Annotated in this window: 19 protein-coding genes; 18 read left to right on the top strand and 1 reads right to left on the bottom strand. The window is 61.0% G+C overall.

Annotated features, from left to right (window positions below; all coding sequences use genetic code 11):
* Positions 1-8 precede the first annotated feature (8 nt).
* The 6 genes from ACILSE_RS14560 to ACILSE_RS14585 all read left to right on the top strand — a co-directional run bounded on the left by ACILSE_RS14560 (position 9) and on the right by ACILSE_RS14585 (position 4691).
* Positions 9-374, top strand: a complete 366-nt coding sequence (locus tag ACILSE_RS14560) for a hypothetical protein (protein WP_395718136.1) — start codon at positions 9-11, stop codon at positions 372-374.
* Positions 375-397: 23 nt separating this feature from the next.
* Positions 398-799, top strand: coding sequence for a phage holin family protein (locus ACILSE_RS14565; protein ID WP_395718137.1), 402 nt, complete (start codon positions 398-400; stop codon positions 797-799).
* Positions 772-1161: a hypothetical protein gene (locus ACILSE_RS14570; protein WP_395718138.1), complete on the top strand. Its 390-nt coding sequence runs from the start codon at positions 772-774 to the stop codon at positions 1159-1161. Before ACILSE_RS14565 ends, ACILSE_RS14570 begins: the two co-directional genes overlap by 28 nt.
* Positions 1162-1176: 15 nt before the next feature.
* Complete coding sequence (locus ACILSE_RS14575) at positions 1177-2280, top strand: type IV pilus twitching motility protein PilT (RefSeq protein WP_395718139.1); 1104 nt, start codon at positions 1177-1179, stop codon at positions 2278-2280.
* 55 nt (positions 2281-2335) lie between these two features.
* Positions 2336-3439 (top strand): type IV pilus twitching motility protein PilT, encoded by a 1104-nt coding sequence (locus ACILSE_RS14580; RefSeq protein WP_395718140.1) that lies wholly within the window; start codon positions 2336-2338, stop codon positions 3437-3439.
* Between the two features lie 82 nt (positions 3440-3521).
* Positions 3522-4691, top strand: coding sequence for a hypothetical protein (locus ACILSE_RS14585; protein ID WP_395718141.1), 1170 nt, complete (start codon positions 3522-3524; stop codon positions 4689-4691).
* A 29-nt stretch (positions 4692-4720) separates the two neighbouring features.
* Here ACILSE_RS14585 and thrS read toward each other — a convergent pair whose 3' ends face one another.
* Complete coding sequence (thrS, locus tag ACILSE_RS14590; protein WP_395718142.1) at positions 4721-6682, bottom strand: threonine--tRNA ligase; 1962 nt, start codon at positions 6680-6682, stop codon at positions 4721-4723.
* A gap of 210 nt (positions 6683-6892) precedes the next feature.
* Here thrS and ACILSE_RS14595 point away from each other — a divergent pair, with 210 nt between their 5' ends.
* The 12 genes from ACILSE_RS14595 to ACILSE_RS14650 all read left to right on the top strand — a co-directional run bounded on the left by ACILSE_RS14595 (position 6893) and on the right by ACILSE_RS14650 (position 24564).
* Positions 6893-7408 (top strand): RNA polymerase sigma factor, encoded by a 516-nt coding sequence (locus tag ACILSE_RS14595; protein WP_395718143.1) that lies wholly within the window; start codon positions 6893-6895, stop codon positions 7406-7408.
* Entirely contained in the window at positions 7405-8709 is a 1305-nt protein-coding gene (locus ACILSE_RS14600) for a FecR domain-containing protein (protein ID WP_395718144.1), read from the top strand. Before ACILSE_RS14595 ends, ACILSE_RS14600 begins: the two co-directional genes overlap by 4 nt.
* Positions 8706-11408, top strand: coding sequence for a DUF1592 domain-containing protein (locus tag ACILSE_RS14605; protein ID WP_395718145.1), 2703 nt, complete (start codon positions 8706-8708; stop codon positions 11406-11408). The genes ACILSE_RS14600 and ACILSE_RS14605 overlap by 4 nt, the downstream gene beginning before the upstream one ends.
* A complete protein-coding gene (locus ACILSE_RS14610; RefSeq protein WP_395718146.1) occupies positions 11395-12630 on the top strand; it encodes a DUF1552 domain-containing protein in 1236 nt (411 codons plus the stop codon). Before ACILSE_RS14605 ends, ACILSE_RS14610 begins: the two co-directional genes overlap by 14 nt.
* Positions 12631-12688: 58 nt before the next feature.
* Complete coding sequence (locus tag ACILSE_RS14615) at positions 12689-13381, top strand: transposase (RefSeq protein WP_395718147.1); 693 nt, start codon at positions 12689-12691, stop codon at positions 13379-13381.
* Entirely contained in the window at positions 13381-15582 is a 2202-nt protein-coding gene (locus ACILSE_RS14620) for a DUF1592 domain-containing protein (RefSeq protein WP_395718148.1), read from the top strand. Before ACILSE_RS14615 ends, ACILSE_RS14620 begins: the two co-directional genes overlap by 1 nt.
* Positions 15583-15644: 62 nt before the next feature.
* Positions 15645-16973, top strand: a complete 1329-nt coding sequence (locus ACILSE_RS14625; RefSeq protein ID WP_395718149.1) for a DUF1552 domain-containing protein — start codon at positions 15645-15647, stop codon at positions 16971-16973.
* On the top strand, positions 16970-18508 hold the full coding sequence (locus ACILSE_RS14630) for an ankyrin repeat domain-containing protein (RefSeq protein ID WP_395718150.1): 1539 nt from the start codon (positions 16970-16972) through the stop codon (positions 18506-18508). The genes ACILSE_RS14625 and ACILSE_RS14630 overlap by 4 nt, the downstream gene beginning before the upstream one ends.
* Before the next feature lie 50 nt (positions 18509-18558).
* Positions 18559-19464 carry a hypothetical protein gene (locus ACILSE_RS14635; protein WP_395718151.1) on the top strand — a complete coding sequence of 302 codons (906 nt, stop codon included), beginning with the start codon at positions 18559-18561 and terminating at the stop codon, positions 19462-19464.
* Between the two features lie 16 nt (positions 19465-19480).
* Positions 19481-19972 carry a helix-turn-helix domain-containing protein gene (locus tag ACILSE_RS14640; RefSeq protein ID WP_395718152.1) on the top strand — a complete coding sequence of 164 codons (492 nt, stop codon included), beginning with the start codon at positions 19481-19483 and terminating at the stop codon, positions 19970-19972.
* Between the two features lie 793 nt (positions 19973-20765).
* Positions 20766-22787 (top strand): hypothetical protein, encoded by a 2022-nt coding sequence (locus ACILSE_RS14645; protein WP_395718153.1) that lies wholly within the window; start codon positions 20766-20768, stop codon positions 22785-22787.
* Positions 22788-23697: 910 nt separating this feature from the next.
* Positions 23698-24564, top strand: a complete 867-nt coding sequence (locus ACILSE_RS14650) for a fumarylacetoacetate hydrolase family protein (protein ID WP_395718154.1) — start codon at positions 23698-23700, stop codon at positions 24562-24564.
* Positions 24565-24583: the final 19 nt, after the last annotated feature.

The raw sequence follows: 24583 nt of genomic DNA on the forward strand, positions 1-24583 counted from the left end.
TTCGCACCATGACTGAGAACCCAGCCGCAGAATCCGCCTTTGGCGCCGTGTCCCCGCATGATCCCTTTCAAGCGGCCAAGGCCAGCGCCATGAAAGCAGCCGAGGAACTGCGTGCCGCCGCCGCGCAAAAGGCCACGGAATTTCGCGCAGCCGCCGAGACCCGCGCCCAGCAGTTCCGCACCACCGCCGAGCAGAAAGCCACGGACCTCAAGGAAAAGGCCGGCGAGTTTGCCGACCATACCTTCACCGAGGCACGCGAGCGTTACGCCGACCTGCGGGCTGAAGCGGAAAAATTTGCGCGTGAAAAACCGCTGCAGGCCCTGCTGACAGCTTTTGGGATCGGTTTTGTGGTCGGCTCCATCCTGCGCCGTTGAGCGCACCTCCGCGCATCCGCCCCATGACTCCAGGCAAGCCGCCCGCCTCCGAGGAACGCGCCAGCGCATCAGGATTATTGCGCGCCGTGGGCCTGTACCTCGAAGCTCGCGGGAGACTGCTTCACATCGAGGGCCAGGAGGCAGGAGCACGGCTTTCAAACCTGACCGGCATGTTCATGGCGGCTCTCACCGCCTTGATCATCGGCTGGATGCTCGCAGCGCCGGCGCTGGTCTGGATCATCGCCGAGTCTAATGGCTGGCATTGGACCCGTGTGGCGCTGGCCGGAGGGGCCATTCATCTCTTTCTCGGCCTGCTTTTCCTCGCCGGACTGAAATCCAGGCTGCGCGGCCTGCGGCTTTTCGAGGAGACCTTCAATCAATTCCAACGCGATCGCGAATGGCTCGCCAGCAACAAGAACAACTGACCCCGAAGCAGCAGGTCTTGCGGGATCTGGAGGCCGCGCGCGCCTCCATGGCGCATCATGCCACGCAGGCGGCCGAGGAGTGGACGCCGCGCGCCATCCTCACGCGCAGTTTCGAGAAACATCGCTCGCTCTGGATCGGCGGGATGGCTCTGGCCGGCCTGACCCTGACCCAGCTTTTCCGTTCCAGCGGCAGACGTGGCAACTTCGCCGCCGCCGCTAAGAATCGCGGCTTTTTCGCGTTGCTGCTGGCGCCCTTTTTGTCCCTTGGTCGCAAAACTCTGCTCGATTATGGCGCGCAGATGTTTGAGTCCTTCCTCCGTCAGAAAATTTCTCCGAACGACCCGGATGCGGGAACAGTCTAGCGCTCCTCTCTCTTCATGTCAGACACCAACCCTCCTCCTCAAGATCTTCTTCCCGTTTTAGGTTCTGTTGACGACTACCTGCGTTTTTGCATGCAGTATGACGCGTCAGATCTGCATCTCGCCACCGGTGCTCAACCTGTCTGGCGCCGCTACGGGAATCTCCAACCAATCTGGGACAACGCCGCCATCATCACACCTGAGGATGCCCGCCGGCTGGCGTATGGCTTTCTTGGCGAGGCGCAGATCAAACAGCTCGAAGCCCGTGGAGACGTCGATTTCGCATACTCGCCAGAATTTGGACGTTTTCGTTCCTCTGTCGTGCAACAGCGCCTCGGCATCGACATGGTCTTCCGTGTCATCAAGACGCAGATCAAGTCCGTCGAAGAACTTGGCCTGCCTGACACCGTCAAAACGCTCACCCGCTTCCACAACGGCCTCATCCTCGTCACAGGCCCGGTCGGCTGCGGTAAATCGACAACGCTCGCAGCGCTCGTGGACTCCATCAATGCGGAACGCCAGGACCACATCATCACGCTCGAAGACCCGATCGAGTACATCATCGAGCCAAAGGGCTGCCATGTGAACCAGCGTGAAGTTCACACCCACACCGCATCCTTCGCCGCCGCCCTGCGCGGAGCCCTGCGTGAGGACCCGGATGTGATCATGGTCGGTGAAATGCGCGACCTGGAGACGATCCAGCTCGCCATCACGGCAGCGGAAACGGGCCACTTGGTTCTGGGCACGCTGCACACCGGCAGCGCCGCACGCACGCTCGACCGCGTGCTCGATGTGTTCCCCATCGACCAGCGCGACCAGATCCGCATCATGGTGTCCGAGTCGCTCCGTGGTATTCTTTCCCAGCAGCTCGTGCCCAGAATCGACGGCAATGGACGCGTCATGGCGCTGGAGGTGCTCGTGAACACGCCCGCCGTCGGCAACTGCATCCGTGAGGGCAAAACCTTCATGCTCGCCGGCGTCATGCAGACCGGCAAAGGCGTCGGCATGGTCACCATGGACGACGCGCTGCGGAATCTTTACGCCAGCGGGCAGATCAGCCGCGAAGAGTGCGAATCCCGCGCCGAGGACAAGATCATCATGCGCAAATTCTTCGAATCCTAAGCGCCCTCCGCCGCGACAGCGACGAACTGAGAGAACAGCGAACCGCAAACTTCACATGCCAATCATCGATCAATACTTTCACAAGCTCATCGAGCTCGGTGGCTCCGACCTGCACCTCAGCCAGGGGCAGCCGCCCAAAGTGCGTGTCCACGGCAGCATCAAACCCATCGCCGACAACATTCTCGACAAGCACCTTATGGAAACCATGATGCGCGAGATTTGCGACACGCGCGCCTGGGAGCGCTACGCGGAAAAAGGCGATCTCGACTTCGCCTACGAGATGGACGCGGACAACCGCTTCCGCTGCAACTACCTGCGCCAGCAGCACGGCTACGGCTGCGTTTTTCGTATCATTCCCACCAAGATCGCCAGCCTTGAACAGCTTGGCATTCCGCCTGTGGTGAAGGAGTTTGGCCACATGCGCAGCGGCCTCGTCCTCGTCACCGGCCCCACCGGATCAGGCAAATCCACCACGCTCGCCGCCCTGCTCGACTACATCAACACCAACTTCCGCCGCCACATCATCACGATCGAGGAGCCGATCGAGTTCGTGCATCGGAACAAGAAGAGCATCATCACCCAGCGTGAGGTGCCCATCCAGACGCCAAGCTTTGCCGACGGTCTCCGCGCCGCGTTGCGCGAGGACGCGGACATCGTGCTCGTGGGTGAAATGCGCGATTTGGAAACCATCTCGCTCGCCCTGACAGCAGCGGAGACGGGATTGCTCGTGTTCGGCACGCTCCACACGAACAACGCGCGCAAAACCGTTGACCGTATCATCGACGTCTTCCCCTCCGACCAGCAGAGCCAGGTGCGCACCATGCTGGCCGCTTCGCTGAAGGGCGTCGTCGCCCAGCTCCTCATGAAAAAGGCCGACGGCAAAGGCCGCGCCGCCGTGAACGAGATCATGGTCTCCAACCCCGCTGTCGGCGCGATCATTCGTGAGGGTGCCACACAAAAACTCTACGATGTCATCATCGGTGGCAAAGCCCAGGGCATGCAGTTCATGGACGAGGCCATCTGGCAGAAGCTTCGTGACGGTTATGTCACCCCGATGGAGGCCTACATGAAGGCCATCGACAAAAACCGCTTCAAAGCCTTCCTCCCTCCCGAGGAGGCCGCGCTCGCGGCCGCCAGCGGTGGCGATGCCAACAAATGAAGCGCGTAATGCTGATCTGGCTTCCGCGGTCAGATGCATCTTGCCGTGTTCCGCGTGATGAACTAGCATCATCAATTCACGGATGAGCACGGCTTCAGAGGGCATTCCCACCGATTCCGCACCGCGCCCCGGCCAACCGCCCAGTGCGCTCGCCATTCTCACCGCCACGGCGCTGGGTGGAGTGCTTGCCTCGCGCCTGCCCAAAGCACCTCTCGTCCTCGCGGCTGGAGCCACCGCGCTGGCTTTGCTGAAGCAGAGAAAAGGCATCCACGTCAACTCCGCACCCCGCTCCACTACCCGGGAAGTCGCTGATGTGCCTGCGGAGCCGCCCTCAGTAGAAGCCCCCTCTCGGGCAAAAGTCCGGCAGTGGCTCGAACAGCAAATCCATCGTGAGGCGGAGGAGGCCATCGTTGATCTTCCCACTCCTGCCGCAGTCCACCTTCCTCCTCCCGAGGAAACCTACGTGCCGCCCGCGTTTCTGCTCGATGATGAGGAGGCGGCATCTCCTGTCCTTCCCCCGGATGTCGCGCTTCTGGCGGAGCCTGCGCCACGCCAGGCCTCGCCCATAGCTCAGGAGCCTCATTCTCTCACGTTGCAGGCTCTTGAAGAACCCGTGCCCTCCCCAGCCGCCGATTCGGGATGGATTCTGGGCATTGATCCCCTTCCCAGCATTGGCGAATCCCCGGCACCGCTCGTTTTCACCGCTCCGGTGTTCCAAGGCGCCGTGCTTCCAGACGAAATCGAAGTCCCGGCTCCTCCGCCCGCGCCCGTCGTGCATCTCACACCCTCAATGCCCGTGGTCGAGATCGAGCCTCCGGATTCGATCAAGGCTCCAGTGGAAGAGGTGGTGCACGAGCCTGTCCAGGAAATCGAAGTTCAGCTCGCAGAGCTTGGCGAGGCATCCTTTGATCCGCCGCTCACCGCAACGACGCACAATCCTTGGCAGCCGCCTCCTGCGACTGCGGACCCACCACTGGCAGTCGCCATGCCCGTCGCCGCTCAGGAAGCTTCATCCAAGGCCGTGATTGAGGCTGAAATCGTGCTGCGCCCGCGGGCCCCCACTCAGGCGTCCGTCGTCGCCAAAAGCCGTCCCCTCACGCCGCACTTCCCCTCAGTTCATTCCGCGCCCTCTTCGCCCGACGGAGAAACAACTTCGCCCCCTTCAACTCCAGGACTTCCGCCCGCGCCCCAGGTGACACCACGCGAACAGCGCGCCCGTCCGACGTGGCGCTCCTGGTGGCGTGGTGAGTGAGGTTTCTTGATTTTGCACCCCGGCTGCGGCTACAGCCTGCGCTCCTTCACCTCAGCTGTGATCTCAGTCACGAAATCCGCGAGCGGCTTCACGCCGAGATCGCCGCGTTTCGCGTGGCGGACGGCCACGGATTGAGCGGCGGCTTCTTTTTCGCCGATGACGAGCATGTAGGGGATCTTGTCGAGCTGGGCGTTGCGGATCTTGGCACCGATTTTATCGGCGGCGTTGTCGAGGGTGACGCGGAGGCCGGCGGCTTTGAGCTGGTTGAGGGCTTCGCTGGCGAATTCGTCGCTCTTTTCGCTGATGGTGAGCACGCGGACCTGCTCAGGGGCGAGCCAGGCGGGGAAGTGACCGGCGAAGTGCTCGATGAGCACGCCGCAGAAGCGCTCCATGCTGCCAAACGGCGCACGGTGGATCATGACGGGGCGGTGCGGCTTGTTGTCCGGGCCGATGTAGCTGAGGTCAAAGCGCACGGGCAGGACGTAATCGACCTGCACGGTGCCGAGCTGCCATTCGCGGCCGATGACGTCTTTGATGACGAAGTCGATCTTCGGGCCGTAGAAGGCGGCCTCGCCGGGTTCTTCGGTGAAGGGCACGCCGAGGGTGGCGGCGGCTTTGCGGCAGGCATCTTCAGCTGCGTCCCACTTGGCGGGATCGCCGGTGAACTTGCTGCTGTCGGGATTGCGAAGGCCGACGCGGACGCGGTAATCGTGCATGCCGAGGGTGTTGAGCACGATTTTCACGAGCGAGAGGCAGCCGAGTACTTCGGCGGCGACCTGTTCCTCGGTGCAGAAAAGGTGCGCGTCATCCTGCGTGAAGCCGCGGACGCGGGTCATGCCATTGAGCTCGCCGCTTTGCTCCCAGCGATACACCGTGCCGAATTCGGCGAGGCGCACCGGCAGGTCGCGATAGCTGCGCGGCTGGCTGTCGAAGATCTTGATGTGGTGCGGGCAATTCATCGGCTTCAGGAGGAAGCCATCGAGCAATTTGTCGTCGGGCAACACGCGGTCCTCGGTCACGACTTCGGTGCCGGCACGCTCGTTGAGCTGGCTGCGCAGTTTCGCGGAGACGGCGCCGAGGCGCTCCATCATCTCGCAGCAGCCGCAGCCTTCTTTGATGATCTTGCTGAGGTCGTCGTTTTCGATGACGGGGCTAAACTGGCTGTCCTTGTAATAAGGGAAGTGGCCGCTGGTCTTGTAGAGCACCGTCTTGCCGATGTGCGGCGTGAAGACCTGCGAGTAGCCCTGCTTGCGCAATTCCTCGCTGATGAAGTTTTGCAGCTCCTGGCGCAGCGTCGCGCCATTCGGCGTCCAGAGGATGAGGCCCTGGCCCACGTCCTCGTCGATGTGGAAGAGCTTCAATTCGCGGCCCAGCTTGCGGTGATCGCGTTTTTTGGCCTCTTCGAGCTGCACGAGGTGAGCGTCGAGTTCTTCCTTGCTCGGGAACGCGGTGCCGTAGAGGCGCTGGAGCTGCGGTTTCGTCTCGTCGCCCATGTAGAACGACGAGCTGACCGACATGAGCTTCACGTTCTTGCACTTCGAGGTGTAGCCGACGTGCGGTCCGGCGCAGAGGTCGATGAAGTCGCCGTTGGTGAAGGTGCTGATCTGCTCGCCTTCGGGAATCTTTTCCAAAAGGTCGAGTTTGAAGGTGCTCGGATTGCCCGGACGCTCGCTCAGGCCGCCGAGACGGCCACTTTTTGCCAGCGCGATGGCTTCCTCACGGGTGACGCCCTTCCACTCGAACTTCTGGTTCTCCTTGGCGATCTTTTTCATCTCCGCCTCGATCTTCTCGAAGTCATCCGGCGTGATGCGGTGATCCGGCAGGTCGAAGTCGTAGTAGAAACCGTTTTCCACCGGCGGACCGTAGGCAAACTGGGCGTTCGGCCACAGGCGCAGAATGGCGGTGGCCATCACGTGGGCACAGGAGTGCCGCAGACGGTCAATATCAGACATCTGGGCGCGTTCTTCGAGGGTCTTGCGTTCGGCGGACATGGTTGGAAGTGGGGAGCGAAGCTCATGCCGCAGGACATCCTCTGTTTCAAGATGATTGCACCCTTGTTTCCCAAGCCAGCCAATGTTTGCCATTTCCAGGCCTCCGACAGGTGACAATCCCGTGCGCCCCATGCACGCATCGGGGCAGCCCGCAGCATTCATCCATCGCGCTGTCAGGAATCCCACCCTTGAAACGTTGCGGAATGGTTCATGCCTCTCGACCACGAAACCATCCTCCGTCAGCTCTTTGCGGCGCGTCAGCGTCTCAGCGCTGCGGCGTGGCTGATCGTGCGGGATGCGCAGGCGGCGGAGGACATTTTCCAAAATATCGCTCTGAAGTCGGTCACGCGCGGCGCCACATTTGAACATGTGGGAGCGCTGCTGTCCTGGGCGACCGTTTCGGCGAAGCGGGAAGCGATCGACTGGCTGCGGAAGCGCAAAAACGAGACCCTGGGCCTGGAGCCGGATGTGCTGGACCTGCTCGATCACGACTGGCAGACAAAGACCGCGCAGCCGGAAGGCGCGCGCATGGAGGCGTTGCGCGATTGCCTGGCCGGTGTTCCGGCCAAGTCGCGTGAACTTCTCGAACTGCGCTACTTTGAAGGCCGCTCCTGCCAGGAAGTGGCCGAGCGTGTGGGCGCGGGCATCGATGCCATTTATCAGCGCCTCTCGCGCCTGCACCGCCAGTTGAAAAAGTGTGTCGATGAACGCCTCTCCCCCGCATGAACGACGATCTTCTCATTCAACGCCTGCTCGACGGCACTCTCACGACCGCGGAGCACATGGAGCTCAATCAGCGCCTGCGCGATGACGCGGACCTGCGCGGGCATCTGCGCGAGATCGCCGAGCAGGCAGTGACCATGGGCGACATGGCGCGCCAGCGTGAAACCGGCCCGCCTGCTGCCTCACCACGCCTTCCAGCCAAACGTAGCGCGTCCACGTCCTGGCTCGCTCTCTCGGCCTCGATCGCGCTACTGGCGGCAAGCGGATGGCTGTGGATGGCACGCCGCGATGCTCCAGTGCTGACGCTTATCGATTCCTCCGGCACGGTCGTGTGGAATCATGGCGGCGAAATGCGCGTGAATGTCAGCGCGGGCGAAAAGCTCCCGGAGGGCACGCTGGAAACGCTCGGTGAGACCACCAGCGCCCAGCTTCAATTCGCCGACGGCACCCTCCTGTCGCTGACGGGCGAGTCCGAGCTCTCGTTTTCCGAGGAGAGACAAAAACTCCTCGTCCTGCGCAAAGGCTCGCTCTCCGCGCAAGTGGAGCCCCAGCCGAATGGACATCCGATGCTCGTTCGCACGCCCAGCGCGGAGGCGGAGGTCATCGGCACGACGTTCAATCTGTCGGCGCGGCCGGATGACACGCTGCTGAAGGTCGATGAAGGCCTCGTGAAGTTGAAGCGCCTTGCGGACGGCACATCCATCGACGTGCCCGCACAGTCGTGCGCCGTGGCTTCGCTGAACAGCAGCCTGAAGCTTAATCCCGCCGTCACGCCGGAGCCGCTGACGCGCTGGCGTTTTGACTTCTCCTCCACTGTGCCTCCGCAGATCTGGCGCGGCATCTGGCATGACACTCCCGAGGGTGGTCGCATTCTCGCCAGCCCGTATGTGGCTCAAAAAACAAAGGACGGCGCTGTCGTAAGCCATTTCGGCGTGTCCGTGCGCACCAGTTATCTCAGTCCGCCGCTCGCACTGGCCGTGACGGAGAAAAGCATCATCCGCTACCGCCTGAGGCAAGACGACATCGCACCGCTGCAGCTCATGCTGCTCACGAACCAACCCGCAGGGGGCTTTGGCGGTAACTTCGAGTGCAAGATCGGCCGCGATGAGCTCCGCCCGGATGCGGATGGCTGGTGTGACGTCGAGATTCCCATTTCCCGGTTCCAAGCGGTGGATCATCGCCCGCATTTGCGATTGCGTCATCCCTCGCCAGTCGGGAACATCGTCACGTCGTTTTTGCTGTCCTCGTTCAAGCGGGACACCGGCCTGACGGTCGCACATTTCGAGCTTTCCACGCTTCCATGAGGCACCTGCTAGCGGTCGCAATTTTGATCCCTGTTTGGAGCAGCGCGGCTGACTTCCGCGGCTTTCTTGACACGCACTGTCTCGATTGCCATGACAGCGAAGCGAAGAAAGGCGGTCTCGATCTCTCGCTCTTCACGGATGAGGCGGCGGTGATGGGGGATCGGGAGGTGTGGCGGGCGGTTTATGAAAAGGTGGAGTCGCACCAGATGCCGCCGCCGAAGGACAAGTCGCAGCCGACGGAGGCGCAGCGTCTCGAACTCATGGCGTGGATCATGGACATCGCGTCGCGGCCTGATGCGGAGCTGGGTGTGGCTGATCCGGGGAATCCGGTGCTGCGGCGGCTGACGCGGCTGGAGTATAACAACACGGTGCGGGACCTCTTTGAGCTGCCGATGGATGTGTTCATGTTTCCAGAGCGGTTGCCGCTTTCGGGAAAAGCCTACTTTCAGCCGCAAAAGGGCTCGCTCGGCGAAGTCGTCGAGGTGTCGGTGCGTGAGTATGGGCTGAAGTATCCCGTTCTGCTGCCGGAGCTGGGTTTGCCGGGTGAAAACCGCGCGGAGCATGGCTTTCGCAATCGCGGCGAGGCGATGAACCTCTCGCCGATGCTGCTGGAGCAGTATTTGAGCGCGGCGCGAGACATTGTCAGCAGCCCGAAGCTGCCGCAGCTCAGTGCCGTTTTCCGAGCGCTCATTCATGATCCATCCACGCCGATGAAAGCCGAGCCGGTGGCCGACGAGCAGGAGCCGAACACATGGACGGCCTCGAAGGAGTTCGCGCCGAATTTGAATCTGCCGTTTCAAGCCAAGGACGGCGCGGTTTCGACGCTGGATTACCAATTTCGCTTCGCGATGCAGACGGCGGTCGCAGAGGGCACCGGCGGCGTGTGGGATGCATCCGGCCGCAGCACCGTGGTGAAGGCTGGGGAGCCGATTCGCGTGCGTTTTGGCTCCAAATCGCTGCGCATCACCTCGCCGCAGGATTTGTGGGTCGCGGGCTTTTCGACCGCTGGCGAGACCTCGGGCGAATCGCTCTTCACGAACCACGAAAAGCAGCAGAAAGTGCTCACACTCGATTTGGCGATCGAAAACGGTGCCGCGAATGAAGGCATCACCGAACTGGCGGTCTGCGCGTTGAGTCGCGCGAAGGAATCCGGCAAGGTCACGCTGACCGCGCACTTCACCGGCGGCGGTAGTTCGGCGCTCGCGCATACGCTCATCACGGGCGAGGGCGTGGGGAATACCTTCTTTGCCTTCCGGGCACCGAGGAACGAGCACATCATGCGTCTGACGCTCGATGGCTCGAAGTTCAGTGGAAACTACGTGCTCTTCGATGATCTCGCTTTTCTCACGAATGGGGCCACCGCCGTCGCCACGGCACCGGTGGCCGAACCGGAGAAAAAAATGTCCACGCGTGCCAAACGCGCCGCGGCACGCGAGCGTCTCGCAGGCTTCATGACGCGTGCGTTTCGTCGCCCGCTGGATGAAAAGACCGTCGAACGCTACGTCGAGGTCTTTGACGATGCGCTGGATCGCGATCTGCCCTTTGAAGAGGCGATGAAGGCCGCGGTAGCTGCCGTTTTGGCCTCGCCGGAGTTTTTGTATCTCAGCGAGGCCGGTGTGGGTCGCGGCGCGGTGAAGCCACTGGCCAATCACGAGCTTGCCTCACGCCTCGCTTACTTTTTGTGGTCGGCACCGCCGGATGATGAACTGCTGCATACGGACCTCAGCGATGAGGCTGTGCTGGAGGCGCAGACGCGTCGCATGCTTCGCGATGGGCGCGTGCGTGAGTTAAGCGAGTCCTTTGCCACGCAGTGGTTGCGCCTGGACCAGCTCATGACCGCGAAACCGGACCCCAAGCTCTTCAAAGGCTTCTACAGCGGTCCCCAGGGCAAGGTCACGCTGCATGCCTCGATGCTCGTGGAGGCGCTGCTGCTCTTTGAAACCGTGCTCGTCGAAGATCGCGCCATCCTCGACCTGCTCGCCGCCGACTACACCTGGCTCAATGGACGCCTCGCGAAGCTTTACGAGATCGACACGGCCACACTCGCCAAAACCACCAACAGCAACGTGCTCATCGACGCCAAACAGAACGCGAAGTGGCTCCGCGTGCCGTTGAAGGACTCGCGCCGCGGCGGCTACATGACCATGGCCGGGCCGCTCACGGTCACTTCGCTGCCGGTGCGGACGAGTCCGGTGAAACGCGGCGCCTGGCTGCTCGAGACGCTTTTCAATCGACCTCCGCAAGAGCCAAAGGTGGCCTTCGCGCTCAAAGACGAGCCCGGCACGCAATCCACGCCGCAGACCGTGCGCGAGCGCTTTGAGCAGCATCGCGACAAACCCGCGTGCTTCTCCTGCCATGTGCGGCTCGATCCTCCGGGCTTCGCTTTGGAGCGATTCGATGCCATCGGCGCGTGGCGTGATCGAGATGGCTCGCAGCCAGTCGATGCGCGTGCGGAGTGGCATGGCACGGCCTTCGATGGACCCGCAGAATACAAGGCCATCCTCGCGAAACAGCCGCATGAGTTCACGCGCGGCTTCATCGAGCACCTGCTCAGCTACGCGCTAGGTCGCGAGCTGCGGATCTACGACATGCCGGTCGTCGAACAGATCGAAAACGCCGCGAAAGCCGATGGCTGGAAGCTCAGCCGCGTGGTGGTCGAGATTGCCAAATCTTATCCCTTCACCCATGTCCGCCCGTAACATGAATCGCCGTCACTTTCTCCGCGCCGCTGGCGTGACCTTTGGCCTGCCGTTCTTTGAAAGCCTCGCACGCGCCGCAGCCGTCGAGCCGCGACGTTTTGCCTTCATCTACACGCCAAACGGCTACAACCAAGCGGCGTTCCTGCCGAAGAAGACGGGGTTCGATTGGGAACTCACACCCAGCTTGCAGCCGCTGGCGGGCGTGAAGGATCACGTCACGCTTGTCACGGGCCTCGACCGGCAGTTTGTCGGCGGCACGGGCGTGCATGCGCAGTGCGGATCGTGCTGGCTCACCTCCTCCGCGCCGCAGGAAACGCTGGATGGTGGTTTCCCGACGAACACGACGCTCGATCAAGTCATCGCGCGGCAAATCGGGACGGACACGCTTTTGCCCTCGCTGGAACTCAGCACGAACGACCACACCGACAACAAGGAGACGCGCTATCACGAATGCATCTCGTGGTATGCGCCGGGTTACGCCGCTAATGTGGAGAAGAATCCGCGTGCCGTCTTTCAGCGCCTCTTTGGCAAGCCGGATGGCGATGCGACACGCAGCGTGCTCGATGCCGTGCTCGCCGATGCGAAGGCTCTGAATGCTCGTCTCGGCCGCGATGACCAGGAAAAGCTCGGTGAGTATCTCGAAAGTGTCCGCGCCACGGAGAGCCGCATCCAGCGTGCAGAGAAAATCGCCAAACAGATGCGCCAGCCACCCATCGCGGAGCCTGCGGGCATTCCGGAGACGCGTGGCGACTACCTGAGGCTGCAGGCGGAGCTTTTCGTGCTCGCCTTTCAAAATGATCTCACCCGTGTGGCCACGCTCGTCATTGATCCGGAGCGATGGGACAGCCCGCGCCTGTTTCACGGCCTCTTCGACAAGCCGCAAAACCACCACGTGCTCACCCACACGAAAGGCGACGAAGCCAAAGCCGCCGTGGCGAAGATCGACCGCTTCCACGTGGAGTTCTACGCGCATGTCATCGAGCGTCTGAAAGCCACCAATCTGCTCGACAGCACCACGCTCGTCATGGGCAGCGGCATCAGCGATGGCGATCAGCACAACTACGCCGACCTCCAGGTCCTCATCGCCGGCGGCGGCTGGCAGCGCGGCCACTTCCACTACGAAGGCAAACGCCCCCTCGCCGATCTCTGGCTCACCATGGCGCAGCAGGCCGGCGTGAAGCAGGAGCGGTTTGCGGACAGCACGGGGCCTCTAAAAATGTAGTTTGGGCTTCAGCCCAATTTTCTGAAACCATTGGGCCGAAGCCCAAACTACTTTTCCCATGCCGAAATACTTCAACCCCAGCGAAGACATCCACGCTCATCACGGCCATCTGCCGCATTGGCGTCAGGAGGGGAAGATGTATTTCATCACCTCGCGGCTGGCGGACTCGATGCCGCAGGAAAAGCTAAAGCAATGGCACCAAGAACGTCAAATCTGGCTGCAAAACCATGGTCTGAACGACATGACTGAACTGGACTCCCTGCCCGAGGCCGAGCGTCACGAGTTTCACACCACGTTCACCGCCCGCTGGCACACCTGGCTGGACCATGGCCATGGCGAATGCCATCTGCGCCGCCCTGAGCTGCGTGAGCATTTGATCCATCGCCTGCATTCGCTCGACGCTGAGTCGTGCGAGCTCGATGCCTGGACCGTCATGCCGAATCACCTCCATGCCTTGGTCACGCCAACGGGCAAAACTCTGGGCGAGGTCGTGCGTCATTGGAAAGGCGGCAGCGCCAGCGCCATCAACAAGCATCTGGGACGCAGTGGCACGCTCTGGCAGGCGGAACCTTACGATCACCTCGTGCGCAGCGAAGCACAGATGCATCATTATCGGCGTTACATCGCGGAGAATCCCATCAAGGCGGGCTTGCGCGAGGGCGAATACGCCTGCGGGTTGGGAAAAGTAGTTTGGGCTTCAGCCCAAGTCTTCAAAGCCCACATCGACCAACTCAACCAGCAAGGCAGCTAATGCGCTATCTTCTTTTCATTCTCCTTTGCTTTCCAGATTGGGCTAAAGCCCAAACTACTTTCTCTGCCATCGAGCGTTACTGCATCAACTGCCACGATGCGGATGCGAAAAAAGGTGGCGTGAACCTCGATGCGATCCTCTCGGAGGACATCGGCAAGCACGCGGAGACTTGGGAAGCAGTCGTGAAGCAGCTCAATGCCCGCCACATGCCGCCAATCGGCAAGAAGCGGCCGGATGAGCAGGGCTACGATGAACTCATCGCTACCTTGACGAAGGAACTCGATGCTCAACCGACCCAACGCATCGCGGGGCCGACGTTTCGGCGTTTGACGCGGACGGACTATCAGAACGCGGTGCGTGATCTGCTGGCGGTCGAGTTTGATGCGAAGGCGGCGTTTCCGACGGACGAGATCAGCCATGGCTTTGACAACGTGACGGTCGGCGATTTGCCACCGGCCTTGCTGGATCGCTACATCGCGGCAGCGCAGAAGATCGCGCGGCAGGCGGTGGGCACATCAACCGAGCCGGAGATCACGGCGGTGCGGGTGCGGCCGGACATCACGCAAGAGTATCATGTGCCGGGATTGCCGCTCGGCACGCGTGGAGGCGTGCTGGTGAAGCAAGTCTTCGCGCAAAGTGGCGAATACGAAGTGCAGGTGCGGCTGCAACGCGACCGCAACGAGCAGGTCGAGGGCATGAATGGCCAGCATCAGCTGCAAATTCTGCTCGACCGCGAGGTGAAGGGCGAGTTCACGGTCCAACCAGCCAAAGACAAGAACTACGAGAAGATCGACGCGCATCTCAAAGCGCGGTTTCATGTGCCAGGTGGTCAGCATGACCTCGGCGTGACGTTTTTGCCGAATGGATCGCCGGTGCTGGAGCGGCTGCGCCAGCCCTACAAGTCGAGCTACAACCTGCATCGTCATCCGCGGCTCAGCCCGGCCGTGTATCAAGTAACCATCACCGGCCCGCTGAAGGCCGAAGGCGCGGGCGACACGCCGAGTCGTCGATTGATCTTCGGCGAGGGCAAAACCGATGCGGCGGCCATCTTGAAGCCTATTCTGCGTCGTGCATGGCGTCGTGAGGTCACGGAGGCTGATCTGGAGCGATTGATGCCTTTCGTGCGCGAGGCCGCTTCGCTCGAAAAAGGCATCGAATCGGCTCTGGCGGCCCTTTTGGTCAGTCGCGAGTTTTTGTTCCGCACCGAGGAAAAAGGCGACGATGCCGCTTTGGCCTCGAAACTGGCTTTTTTCCTCTGGAGTAGCCTTCCGGACGATGAACTGCTCTCGCAGCATCCACTCGATGTCGAGGCGCAGGCTCGCAGCATGCTGCGTGATCCGCGGTCGAGGTCGTTGGTGACCAATTTCGCCGATCAATGGCTCTACTTGCGCAATCTGGAGGCCATCACGCCGGATGCGCGGCTATTCCCCGACTTCGATCACAACCTGCGCGAGTCCCTGCGCACCGAGACGAGCCTGCTCCTCACCGATGTGATCCAAAACGACCGCAGCGTGCTCGCGCTGCTGCGCACGGATCGCACCTGGCTCGATGAACGTCTCGCCGCTCACTACGGCATCCCGCATGTTCACGGCAGCCGTTTTCGCGAGGTCAAACTCACGCCCGAGTGGCAACGCGGCGGCCTCTTGCGGCAAGGCAGCATTCAAACCGTCACCAGCTATGCCACGCGAACCTCGCCGGTGATTCGCGGGCATTGGATCTTGAAGAACCTGCTCGCCACCGAGCCTCCGCCGCCGAACGTGCCCGCGCTCGATGGCGTAATCTCCGAGAGCCTCCCAATTCGCGAACGCCTCGCCAAACATCGCGAGATGGCCGCGTGCGCCAGTTGTCATAACCTCATGGATCCTGTCGGCTTCGCCTTGGAAAACTACGACGCCATCGGCCGCTGGCGCGCCGAAGCCGATGCCCGCGGCGGCTTCGCCGATGGCAGCGAGTTCGATGGCGTGGCCGGACTTGAAGAGGCGCTGCTGAAGCGCCCCGAGCTCTTCGTCACCGCTTTGACTGAGAAGCTCTTGGTCTATGCCCTCGGTCGCGGCCTTGAAGCAAGTGATCGTCCAACGGTGAGAAAGATCGTCCGCCGCGCGAAAGCGAACGATTGGAAGTTCAGCGAGATCATTGTCGGTATCGTCACCAGTCCTGTATTCGCCGGAGATGAAGGCAAAAGAATGGGGGCAAAAGAATGATCCAATCCGGATTCTTCTGCCTACTCTGTCAGTTTCTCACCCATCACGCCGTTTCACCCCGCATGAGCACTTTCACCACCCGCAAAGCCCTTTCCCGCCGCACCTTGCTGCGGGGCGTGGGAGCGACGCTCTCGCTGCCGTTTTTGGATGCGATGGTGCCCGCCGCCACGGCCGCCAATCGCCTCACACAACCCGCGAAACGTCTCAGCTACATCTACATCCCGATGGGTTGCGATCAGTCGCGTTGGAATCTCGGCAAGACGGACACGCTCGATCAGCTCTCGCCCATTTTGAAATCGCTGCAGCCGGTGAGGCAGCATTGCACAGTCGTTTCCAATCTCGAACTCGAGCCCGCTTATCCCGGCACGCATGCCACGTCGAATGCCTCCTTCCTCAGCGCCGCCCGCGTGAAGCACACGGAGAGCAGCGACTACTACAACGGCACCACGGCGGATCAGATCGCCGCGAAGGCCATCGGGCAGCAGACGCAGTTGCCGTCGCTGGAGCTCGCGATGGATTTGATGCAGGTCGTCGGCCAGTGCGATAACGGCTACGCCTGCGTGTATCAAAACAACCTCTCCTGGTCCTCGCCCACCACGCCGCTGCCCGCCGAGGCGCATCCGCGGCTCGTGTTTGAGCAGCTCTTTGGCGATGGCGGCAGCAAAGCCGACCGCGAGGCCGCTTTGAAGCGTCGCGCGAGTTTGCTCGACTTCATCAAGGACGACATGCAGCGGCTCGCGAAGCAGCTCGGCCCGCAGGATCGCGATCGCGTGAATCATTACCTCGAAAGCATCCGCGAAGTCGAGCGTCGCATCGAAAAGGCGCAGGCGGCGGTCGCGGAGAACGAGCTACCCGATCTCTCGCGACCCAGCGGCGTGCCCGCGAGTTACGCGGAGCATGCGCGGCTCATGTTTGACCTCCAGCTCCTCGCCATGCAGAGCGATGTCACGCGCGTCATCACCTTCCAGCTCGCTCGCGAGACCAGCAATCGCACCTATACCGAGATCGGCGTCAGCGATCCGCATCATCCGCTCAGCCATCACGGCAACGATCCCGCGAAGATCGAACGCATGTCAAAGATCAACGCCTTCCACGTGAGCCTCTTCGCCGAATACCTCGCCAAGCTCGCGGCCGTGAAGGAAGGCGATGGCACGCTGCTCGACCACACGCTGCTGCTTTACGGCAGCGGCATGGGCAATCCGAACGTGCATGACCATACGAACCTCCCGATCATCGTTGCCGGTGGCGCGAGTGCTGGCGTGAAAGGCAACCGCCACCTGCGAAACGAGAAAACCATCCCGCTCGCCAACCTGCACCTCACGCTGCTCGACAAGGCCGACGTGAAGCTGGACAAGTTCGGCGACAGCAGCGGAATCATCGAGGTGCTGTGAAGACGCGACCAAAAGTAGCTTGGGCTTCAGCCCAACTTCCCCGAACCCTTTGGGCTAAAGCCCAAGCTACTTTCGCATGCCTCTGCGTCACCACATCGCTGCTCGCGGATCTTCCCACCGCCGCCGAAAAGCAGGAATGGTCCGCGGTTTCCGCTCAACTCACCGCCAAAGCCGATGTGAATGCCACGCAAGCCGATGGCGCCACGGCGATGCATTGGGCGGCGTATCACGAAAAGGCCGAGGTGATCGAAAAACTCCTCTCCGCCGGTGCCAATCCGGACGAGAAGAATCGCTATGGCATCACGCCCTTGCTGATCGCTTGCGAAAACGGCAACGAGCGCATCGTGCGGGCGCTTTTGAAGGCCGGAGCGAAGGCGGACGTGAGTCAACGCGGTGGCGAGGAGGCGATCATGGTTGCTTCACGCACGGGGCGCGTCGGCGTGGTCAAGGCCTTGCTGGAAAACGGAGCGCGAACTGACTTGCATGATCGCAAAGGGCAGACGGCGCTGATGTGGGCCGCGGCGGAAGGTCATGCGGACGTGATCGAGTTGCTGGTCAAGAGCGGGGCGAAGATCAATCAGCGTCTCGACTCGGGCTTCACCGCGTTTTTGTTCGCCGCACGCGAGGGAAAGACGGCGGCGGTGAAGAAACTGCTTCAACTCGGTGCGGACGTGCATGACGCGATCGACACGAAAGAGAAAACCGGCGGCCGTGACGCGCCGAATGGCACCAGCGCGGTGCTTTTGGCCGTGGAGAATGGTCACTTCGAGCTGGCGATGGATCTCATCCGCGCCGGAGCCGATCCGAATGATCAGGGCAACGGCTTCACCGCGCTGCACACGCTCACCTGGGTGCGCAAACCGCCTCACGGCGACGACGAGGCAGGCCAGCCTCCGCCGGACACGCATGGCAAGCTGAGCAGCCTTGACTTCCTCCGCGAGATCGTGAAGGCGGGCGCAAAGGTCGATGCCACGCTCGGCCCCGACGCGAGGGCAAAGGCTTTTGGCGCGATCAACTTCAACGGGGCGACTCCTTTTCTGCTCGCCTGTCGAAATGCCGATCTGGAGATGATGAAGCTGCTCTTCGAGCTCGGCGCGGACCCGCACAAGCCGAACGCCGATGGCTCTACGCCGCTGATGGCCGCCGCGGGTCTCGGTTGCTATGCGCCGGATGAGGAAGCAGGCACCGAGGACGAATGCGTGGCCGCTTGCGAGTATCTCATCGGCCTCGGCGCGAATGTGAACGTCGTGGACAAGAAGAATCAAACCGCCATGCACGGCGCGGCATACAAGAGCCTGCCAAAGGTCGCGCAACTGCTCGCAGCCAAAGGCGCGAAGATCGACACGTGGAACCGCAAGAACGATCGCGGCTGGACGCCGCTGCTCATCGCGCAGGGTTTTCGTCCCGGGAACTTCAAGCCCAGCGTGCCCACCATCGCGGCGATCGGCGACATCATGAAGGCAAACGGCATCGAGCCACCTCCGCCGCCGGATCGTGAGGCCTTGCCGAAGAAGAAGGGCTATGAGCAAAAGTAGCCAAAAAAGTAGCTTGGGCTTTAGCCCAATGATTTGAAAACCATTCCGCCATGTCTCTTCGCGTTCTCTTTGCCTTTGCGTTGCTGCTTATGACTCAGAGTTGGGCTAAATCCCAAACTACTTTTCTCTTCGCGGGCAGCAGCAGCATGTATTGGAACGATCTGCCGCGCGAGGTCGCAAAGGTCGTGGATGGCAAAATTGCCGGCCGTATCGGCCAGCAGGTCATTCCGGAGGCGGTGGGTCGCAGTGGCAGCGACATCCGCGTGTATCTGGAACCTGGCTTTAGCAGCTACGAATACGGCGTGAAGCCCGGGCAGACGTTTTTGGACAAAATCGCCGCCGAGAAGCCGGACATCGTCGCGATGATGGTCGTGTGCCGTTTCATCATGGGCGATGACGCGCCGAATGAAGGCCAGCCCAATCACGCCACGGCCGTCACGACCTACTGCAAGGCCATCCGCGCCGCAGGCGGCGAACCGATGTTTTATGAAATGGGCTGGGGAAAGGATGATAAGCACATCGAAGGCCGGAAGCGCATTTTGGAGCTCGCGAAGCAAAATAAGATCAAGCTCTTCGCGCCGTGCTCGACCGCGTGGGCTCGCGTGTATGCCGAGAAGCCCGATCTTGCGCTCCAGCATCCGCAGGACAACGCGCATCCCGGCGATGCAGGCCACTTTTTGAATCTCGCCTGCTTCTACGCCGCGCTCACCGGCGAATCCCCTGTCGGCAAACTGCCGCGCACCTTCCACGTCTGGCCCCACGGCAAGTATGAGGCCGATGAAGCCAAGCTCGCCGCGTTCAAGCCAGATGCCTATCAGGCAAAGATGGCGAAGTGGATGTTCAAGCACATGAGCACGAACGCCACCGCCACGCTGGATGAGGAAACGGCTCGCTACCTTGAAGCGGTGGCGTGGGAGACGTGGTCAGTGATCCGCCTCAAACTAGAGAGCCGATAACGGTCACCCTAATCGCGTGAAAAATAGGTATCACCCTATTTTGCCATTTTGCTACTTCACCCTCAAGGCTTCCCGAACGGCTCTCCGGTTCCGAAACCTCGTCCATAAAGGGTTCATTCTGAAGCCAGAAACTCTGGGGCAGCACCTTCGCTCCCGCAGGCTGGTCTTGAATCTCACCCAGGCGCAGACGGCGAAGCGTTTGAACACCCTCCGGGAGCATTATGAGCGTTGGGAGCGTGACGAGGTGGCCCCGACAGCCTCCTTTTGGCCTCGATTGATTGGCTTTCTCGGAATGTATCCGGGGGATGTCCAGACACCTGCGGATTGGGTTCTGAAAGCCCGTAGGCTGCTTGGGCTGAGCCAATTTGCCTTTGGCCGGAAGATTCGAGTCATTGCCGAGAAGGTGCGGGAATGGGAGCATGGAGCATCCGAGCCGCCTCCTCGCTTGCTCGCAAAAGTGCAGCAACTGGTGACAGACACTACGCTTGTCGGTCGCGCGCCTGTGTGATAGGGATCGGCCCGTGAAGGATTCAGGCACCTCTCTCATCACGGACAAAGCCTCCCTGGTGGCCCTCATCGCAGGATCAGCCATTGGGCTATCAGTGGCACTCTGGAGACGTTTTATCGTGTCCATTCCAGAGTTCTTGGCCGGCACTCAGCTTCAACTCGTTTTAGTTTTGGCGTTGTCGGTATTGGCGGCGCTGGTGACTGTGATTCTTGCACGAAAGCAATTCACGTCTCGGTTTCATGCGCCGGGCGAAGCGGGCCGTCTCGGCATCCAGGCAGGTGTCTTTTGTGCTCTCTCGGCTGGAGCCGTCCTGACTGCGATGGCTACGTGGGACGCCAGCGGAGCGAGCACTGCCGCGATGGATCGGGCGCTACGCTCGCGTATGTGGCTAGTCTGTGCAGTCAGCGTCGCATCCCTGCTTCCGAGTGTGCTGTGTGGTTTTGTCGGAGGTTTGTTCGGAGGTCAGGTGGCGCTCCAGAATTGGGAAACGGCCCCGTCTGACGAGGTGCCAGCGACATTTCCTTGGCTGTGATGGGTCAAGGTAGCCGTCACCGGGCTTGCTGTCCTGCTTTTGGCGTCTCCCGCCTCATTCCTTGGGCGGGCACTCGTGGTTGACCCGCCTCCTGTGGTAGCAGCGCCTTCCATAGCTCCAGCGCCGCCTGCTCCTCCGCCGTTTCGGTATGATCCGCCTAAAGGCATCAAATCCGCCAAGATAGGCGAAATCCAACCGGACTTCACCAAAGTCATCCCTCAAGTTCAGAGGGATTGCCCCGTTGCCCTCTCGCCGGACGACGTGATGCTCGCCTTTGGAGATGCGGCTGGATCGCAGCCTGCGATAGGCATTTTCGACCTTCATCGATTCACCAAAACTGCTTCCATTCCGGTCCCTTCATTTCCACATGGGAATCTAGCCTGGGCTCCAGACCAAAAATCCATCGCCTGCACCATTGGCGAAGGAAAGTCGCGCCGTGTGTGGATTGTGCGCATTGGCGAAAGCAAGGCCATCGAGTTACCGCGTCCGCCTGGAAGAGACATGCCGGGAGGTGATCTCCACTGGTGGCAGGATGGAGAACTCGCCTTCTTCCCTTCTGATGAGTCACCTCTGGCTTTCGATCTCGTCAAGCTCGTGCTGCTGCCCTTGGAAGAATCGGCGGCATACAAGAAGCTCGACGACATCAGCAAACGGCTTTGGAAGGAAGGCCGGAGGGAGCCTTGGCCGGGACAGACACATTGGAAGCTCGGAGTGCGCACCCTGATCACATCGGCGGTTCCGCCGTCGCGCCGCGAACCGGACGGCCCCTGGCAGTTGTCCGGCCAGAGCGTTTGTGCCTTCACTCACCCCAGCCTGCCCCTCGCCTTTGGTCTCAAGTCTTTCGGCGTGGATGAAGGTGACAAAATTCTTTGCTCAAATGATGGATCGAAGCTGATGCGCCTCATGAATGGAAAGGTCGACGTGACTTTCATGAAGCTTACAACCTGCCCTGACCTCGTGTTTGAGGTGGAGATGCCTTTGCCAGTCGATGAGATTGAAAACACGGGGTGGAGCACTCAAGTCAAAGAAAAGCAGCTCTGTCTGATGATCTACGCCCCCCTGAAAAATCCGCTCAATGATCGAGTCGTGGGGCCGGACTACGATCATTTGCGTGCGCTCGCCCGCTTGCTGGAATGGAAAGGACGCCGGGGTGTTTTCGTCTTTCAGACCCACGATGGCAACGTCCAGCCAAGTGATGTGGCCTCAAGCCTTCACTATTGGGAACCGGGCAAGATGTCCGAGTGGAAACCTGACAGCACGCGTCAATGGTGGGCCACGATCAAACCGGCAAGCTCACCGCTCCCGGACAAACTTCCCGAACTTCATACTCCGCAACTTTTGGACTTAACCCAAGGCACTTCGGTGATGGTTGTGACCAAGGCCATCGAGAAGCCTCACGCGCCCCCTCCTCAGAAAGTGACAGAGGTCGCACCGCCACCTCAGCCTCCCGCGCCGCCTCCTCCCCCAGCCATCTCGGCGAGTGATGTGAAGGCGTTTGTCGCTGAGCATCATGCCAAAGCCTCAAAAGGCGATCTTCAAGGCATGATCGCAGACTATGAAACGGTGGTGGACTTCCTCGACAAGGGCTTGCTGACGAGAGATGCGATAGGTGCCGACGAGCAAGCGCATCGAGCCAAGTGGCCGGTCGGCAGCGAAAAGATCGTTGGTGAGATCCGCATTGTCCAGGAGGGCAGACTTTGGCAGGCGGAATACACGATCGAGTTCTACAACGAGAACGGAGCTGGTGAATGGCACAAGGGGCAAGCAGACCTGACGCTGCGGCTGAAAGAAGCTGAAAAAACGCTCTCCATCATGTCGCAGCGGGCCAAGGTCTATGATGTGACGAACAGTAAGCAGCCACCGAAGGCTCCGGCTGCGGGTGCCGTGCAGCAACCACAGGCCGTGCCAATCAGCGTTCCCAAGCCTTGCTTCGTTGCAGTCACTCGTGCCAAGGACCTCGGACAAATCGAGTTCACCGATCAGATCAGTTTCGCAGGAGCCGTCACCTGGCATCGGACGTATCGTGAACTCTCACCAGATGGGAAAGTCCTTAATGTTTGCCGTGCCATCTATGAAGGCAATGGAGGCGTGCTTCCCAACCGGCAGGGTGCTCGCATCTATGTCGGCTCCCAAGGCTGGCATAGAACCATGGGCACCCCGGCATTTGTTCGTCTGTGCGAGCGAAGCGCGGCTGCTTTGGTCGGCAGGGAGTTCATTTTTCAGTTTACCCAGAACGGGATGATCGAGTCGAACACTGGCACCACTTTCAAACTGGTGAAGTAGCTGGGGAAAGGCTTCCCCTCACGGCGACTGCGTGGGCCGCTACCCGTTCAAGCGGGGAGGTTTCCCCGCAACGCCCCTCGCTTTCGACCCGCCTCAGCTCGCTCGATCTTCGACCAAGCTCACTCCGCCACTTTCCGAGGTGCATCAGTGATCGCTGCCAGCCCACCGCAGGTTTCGCCTTCCAGGCCTCTCTGGCAGCGTTCACCCATGCACGTGAATCCTCCCCCGCCGCCAACGGCCCGTCTGGCATCGGCTCCTGCGTCGTCCGAATGGCAGACCAGCCGTTGCCCCGGCCTCCCTTGGCCGCGTCACCAATGCCGGATGCAGGGCCAGTTCCTCCCCGCCTTTCCACGAGGACTGGCCCAGTCTCCGTCACCGGCCACGCGGGGGCACGGGTTCGGAGGAGAACTTGTGCTCCAACCGTTTGATGATGGAGGAGCCTCAAAAATGGCGAGAACCTCGTCGTGATGGCTTTGAGGCCCGTAGCGTCTGGAGCCTGTTCAACGCGTTCACCGAGTCCCTGAAAGACGGAAACCTCGCCGAACTGCCCAAACGCACCGAAGCCCTTCTCGATCCTCGGGACACTCACATTTGCCTGTCCGCGCACAAAAGAGCTCTGCTGCACTGACGGGACTCTTCTCTTTCGTCGGGAGTTATAGTCCGTCGAACATGCACCCTTGGTGGTGACCGACGACAACCCCGAAAAAGCATCGGAGCCCACGCCCCCGGCATGCTCACGCACGCACTCGTGCTACTGCTGGAGCGTGGCGTTTTTCCCGAAAGCATCGCGTCCTGGCTCCCAAGCACCGTATCCTTGAGCTTCGCCATACCCGTGCAGAAAATCAGACAGATGTTCTTGCTTCAAAGCGTAACTGGTATGACCTCCTACCTCTAACCATTTTGCCCGTCTATGAAACTCATCCGCTTCGGCTCACCTGATCACGAAAAACCCGGTGTCCTCCTCGACGATGGACGCCGCATCGATGTCTCGGGGTTTGGCTCGGATTACGATGAGGGATTCTTTGGCGGTGATGGGCTGGAGCGGCTGGCGGCTTGGGTGAAGGTGAATGCGGCCATGGCTCCGACGGTGGATGAGAGCGTGCGGCTGGGGCCGTGTATCGCGCGTCCGAGCAAGATCGTGTGTGTAGGCTTGAACTACACGGATCATGCGAAGGAATCTGGGATGCCGATCCCCGCGGAGCCCATTCTCTTTTTCAAGAGCACCACTTCCATCGTTGGACCGAATGATGATGTGGTGATACCGAGGGGCTCGCGTAAAACAGACTGGGAGGTGGAATTGGCGATCATCATCGGCAAAAAGGCACAGTATGTCAGCGAAGCAGATGCCATGCAGCATGTGGCTGGCGACGCGCTGCACAACGATTACAGTGAACGCGAGTGGCAGCTTGAACGCGGCGGCCAATGGGTGAAAGGCAAGAGCTGCGATACCTTTGCACCTCTTGGGCCGTTCCTGGCAACGGCGGATGAGATTCCTGATCCACATAGCCTGCCGCTATGGCTGAAGGTGAATGGGGTGACACGTCAGAACAGCAGCACGGCGCAGATGATCTTCGGAGTGCCGAAACTGGTGAGTTACATCAGCCAGTTCATGACCCTGCTCCCAGGCGATGTGATCAGCACGGGCACCCCGCCAGGTGTGGGACTTGGTTTGAAGCCTGAACCCGTCTTCCTGAAACCCGGTGATGTGGTGGAACTGGGTATCTCAGGCCTCGGTGAATCACAACAGGTGGCACGGGCGTTCCCGGGGGTGGCATGAAGATTCAATGACATCACCT

Source organism: Prosthecobacter sp., from assembly GCF_044236155.1.
GTDB lineage: Bacteria > Verrucomicrobiota > Verrucomicrobiia > Verrucomicrobiales > Verrucomicrobiaceae > Prosthecobacter.

Coding starts and splice junctions, on each gene's coding strand:
- thrS (WP_395718142.1), bottom strand. CDS start 6,682: ATGTCCGCCGAACGCAAGACCCTCGAAGAACGCGCCCAGATGTCTGAT.
- ACILSE_RS14580 (WP_395718140.1), top strand. CDS start 2,336: ATGCCAATCATCGATCAATACTTTCACAAGCTCATCGAGCTCGGTGGC.
- ACILSE_RS14610 (WP_395718146.1), top strand. CDS start 11,395: ATGTCCGCCCGTAACATGAATCGCCGTCACTTTCTCCGCGCCGCTGGC.
- ACILSE_RS14600 (WP_395718144.1), top strand. CDS start 7,405: ATGAACGACGATCTTCTCATTCAACGCCTGCTCGACGGCACTCTCACG.
- ACILSE_RS14605 (WP_395718145.1), top strand. CDS start 8,706: ATGAGGCACCTGCTAGCGGTCGCAATTTTGATCCCTGTTTGGAGCAGC.
- ACILSE_RS14570 (WP_395718138.1), top strand. CDS start 772: ATGGCTCGCCAGCAACAAGAACAACTGACCCCGAAGCAGCAGGTCTTG.
- ACILSE_RS14560 (WP_395718136.1), top strand. CDS start 9: ATGACTGAGAACCCAGCCGCAGAATCCGCCTTTGGCGCCGTGTCCCCG.
- ACILSE_RS14585 (WP_395718141.1), top strand. CDS start 3,522: ATGAGCACGGCTTCAGAGGGCATTCCCACCGATTCCGCACCGCGCCCC.
- ACILSE_RS14650 (WP_395718154.1), top strand. CDS start 23,698: ATGAAACTCATCCGCTTCGGCTCACCTGATCACGAAAAACCCGGTGTC.
- ACILSE_RS14615 (WP_395718147.1), top strand. CDS start 12,689: ATGCCGAAATACTTCAACCCCAGCGAAGACATCCACGCTCATCACGGC.
- ACILSE_RS14625 (WP_395718149.1), top strand. CDS start 15,645: ATGAGCACTTTCACCACCCGCAAAGCCCTTTCCCGCCGCACCTTGCTG.
- ACILSE_RS14565 (WP_395718137.1), top strand. CDS start 398: ATGACTCCAGGCAAGCCGCCCGCCTCCGAGGAACGCGCCAGCGCATCA.
- ACILSE_RS14635 (WP_395718151.1), top strand. CDS start 18,559: ATGTCTCTTCGCGTTCTCTTTGCCTTTGCGTTGCTGCTTATGACTCAG.
- ACILSE_RS14575 (WP_395718139.1), top strand. CDS start 1,177: ATGTCAGACACCAACCCTCCTCCTCAAGATCTTCTTCCCGTTTTAGGT.
- ACILSE_RS14620 (WP_395718148.1), top strand. CDS start 13,381: ATGCGCTATCTTCTTTTCATTCTCCTTTGCTTTCCAGATTGGGCTAAA.
- ACILSE_RS14595 (WP_395718143.1), top strand. CDS start 6,893: ATGCCTCTCGACCACGAAACCATCCTCCGTCAGCTCTTTGCGGCGCGT.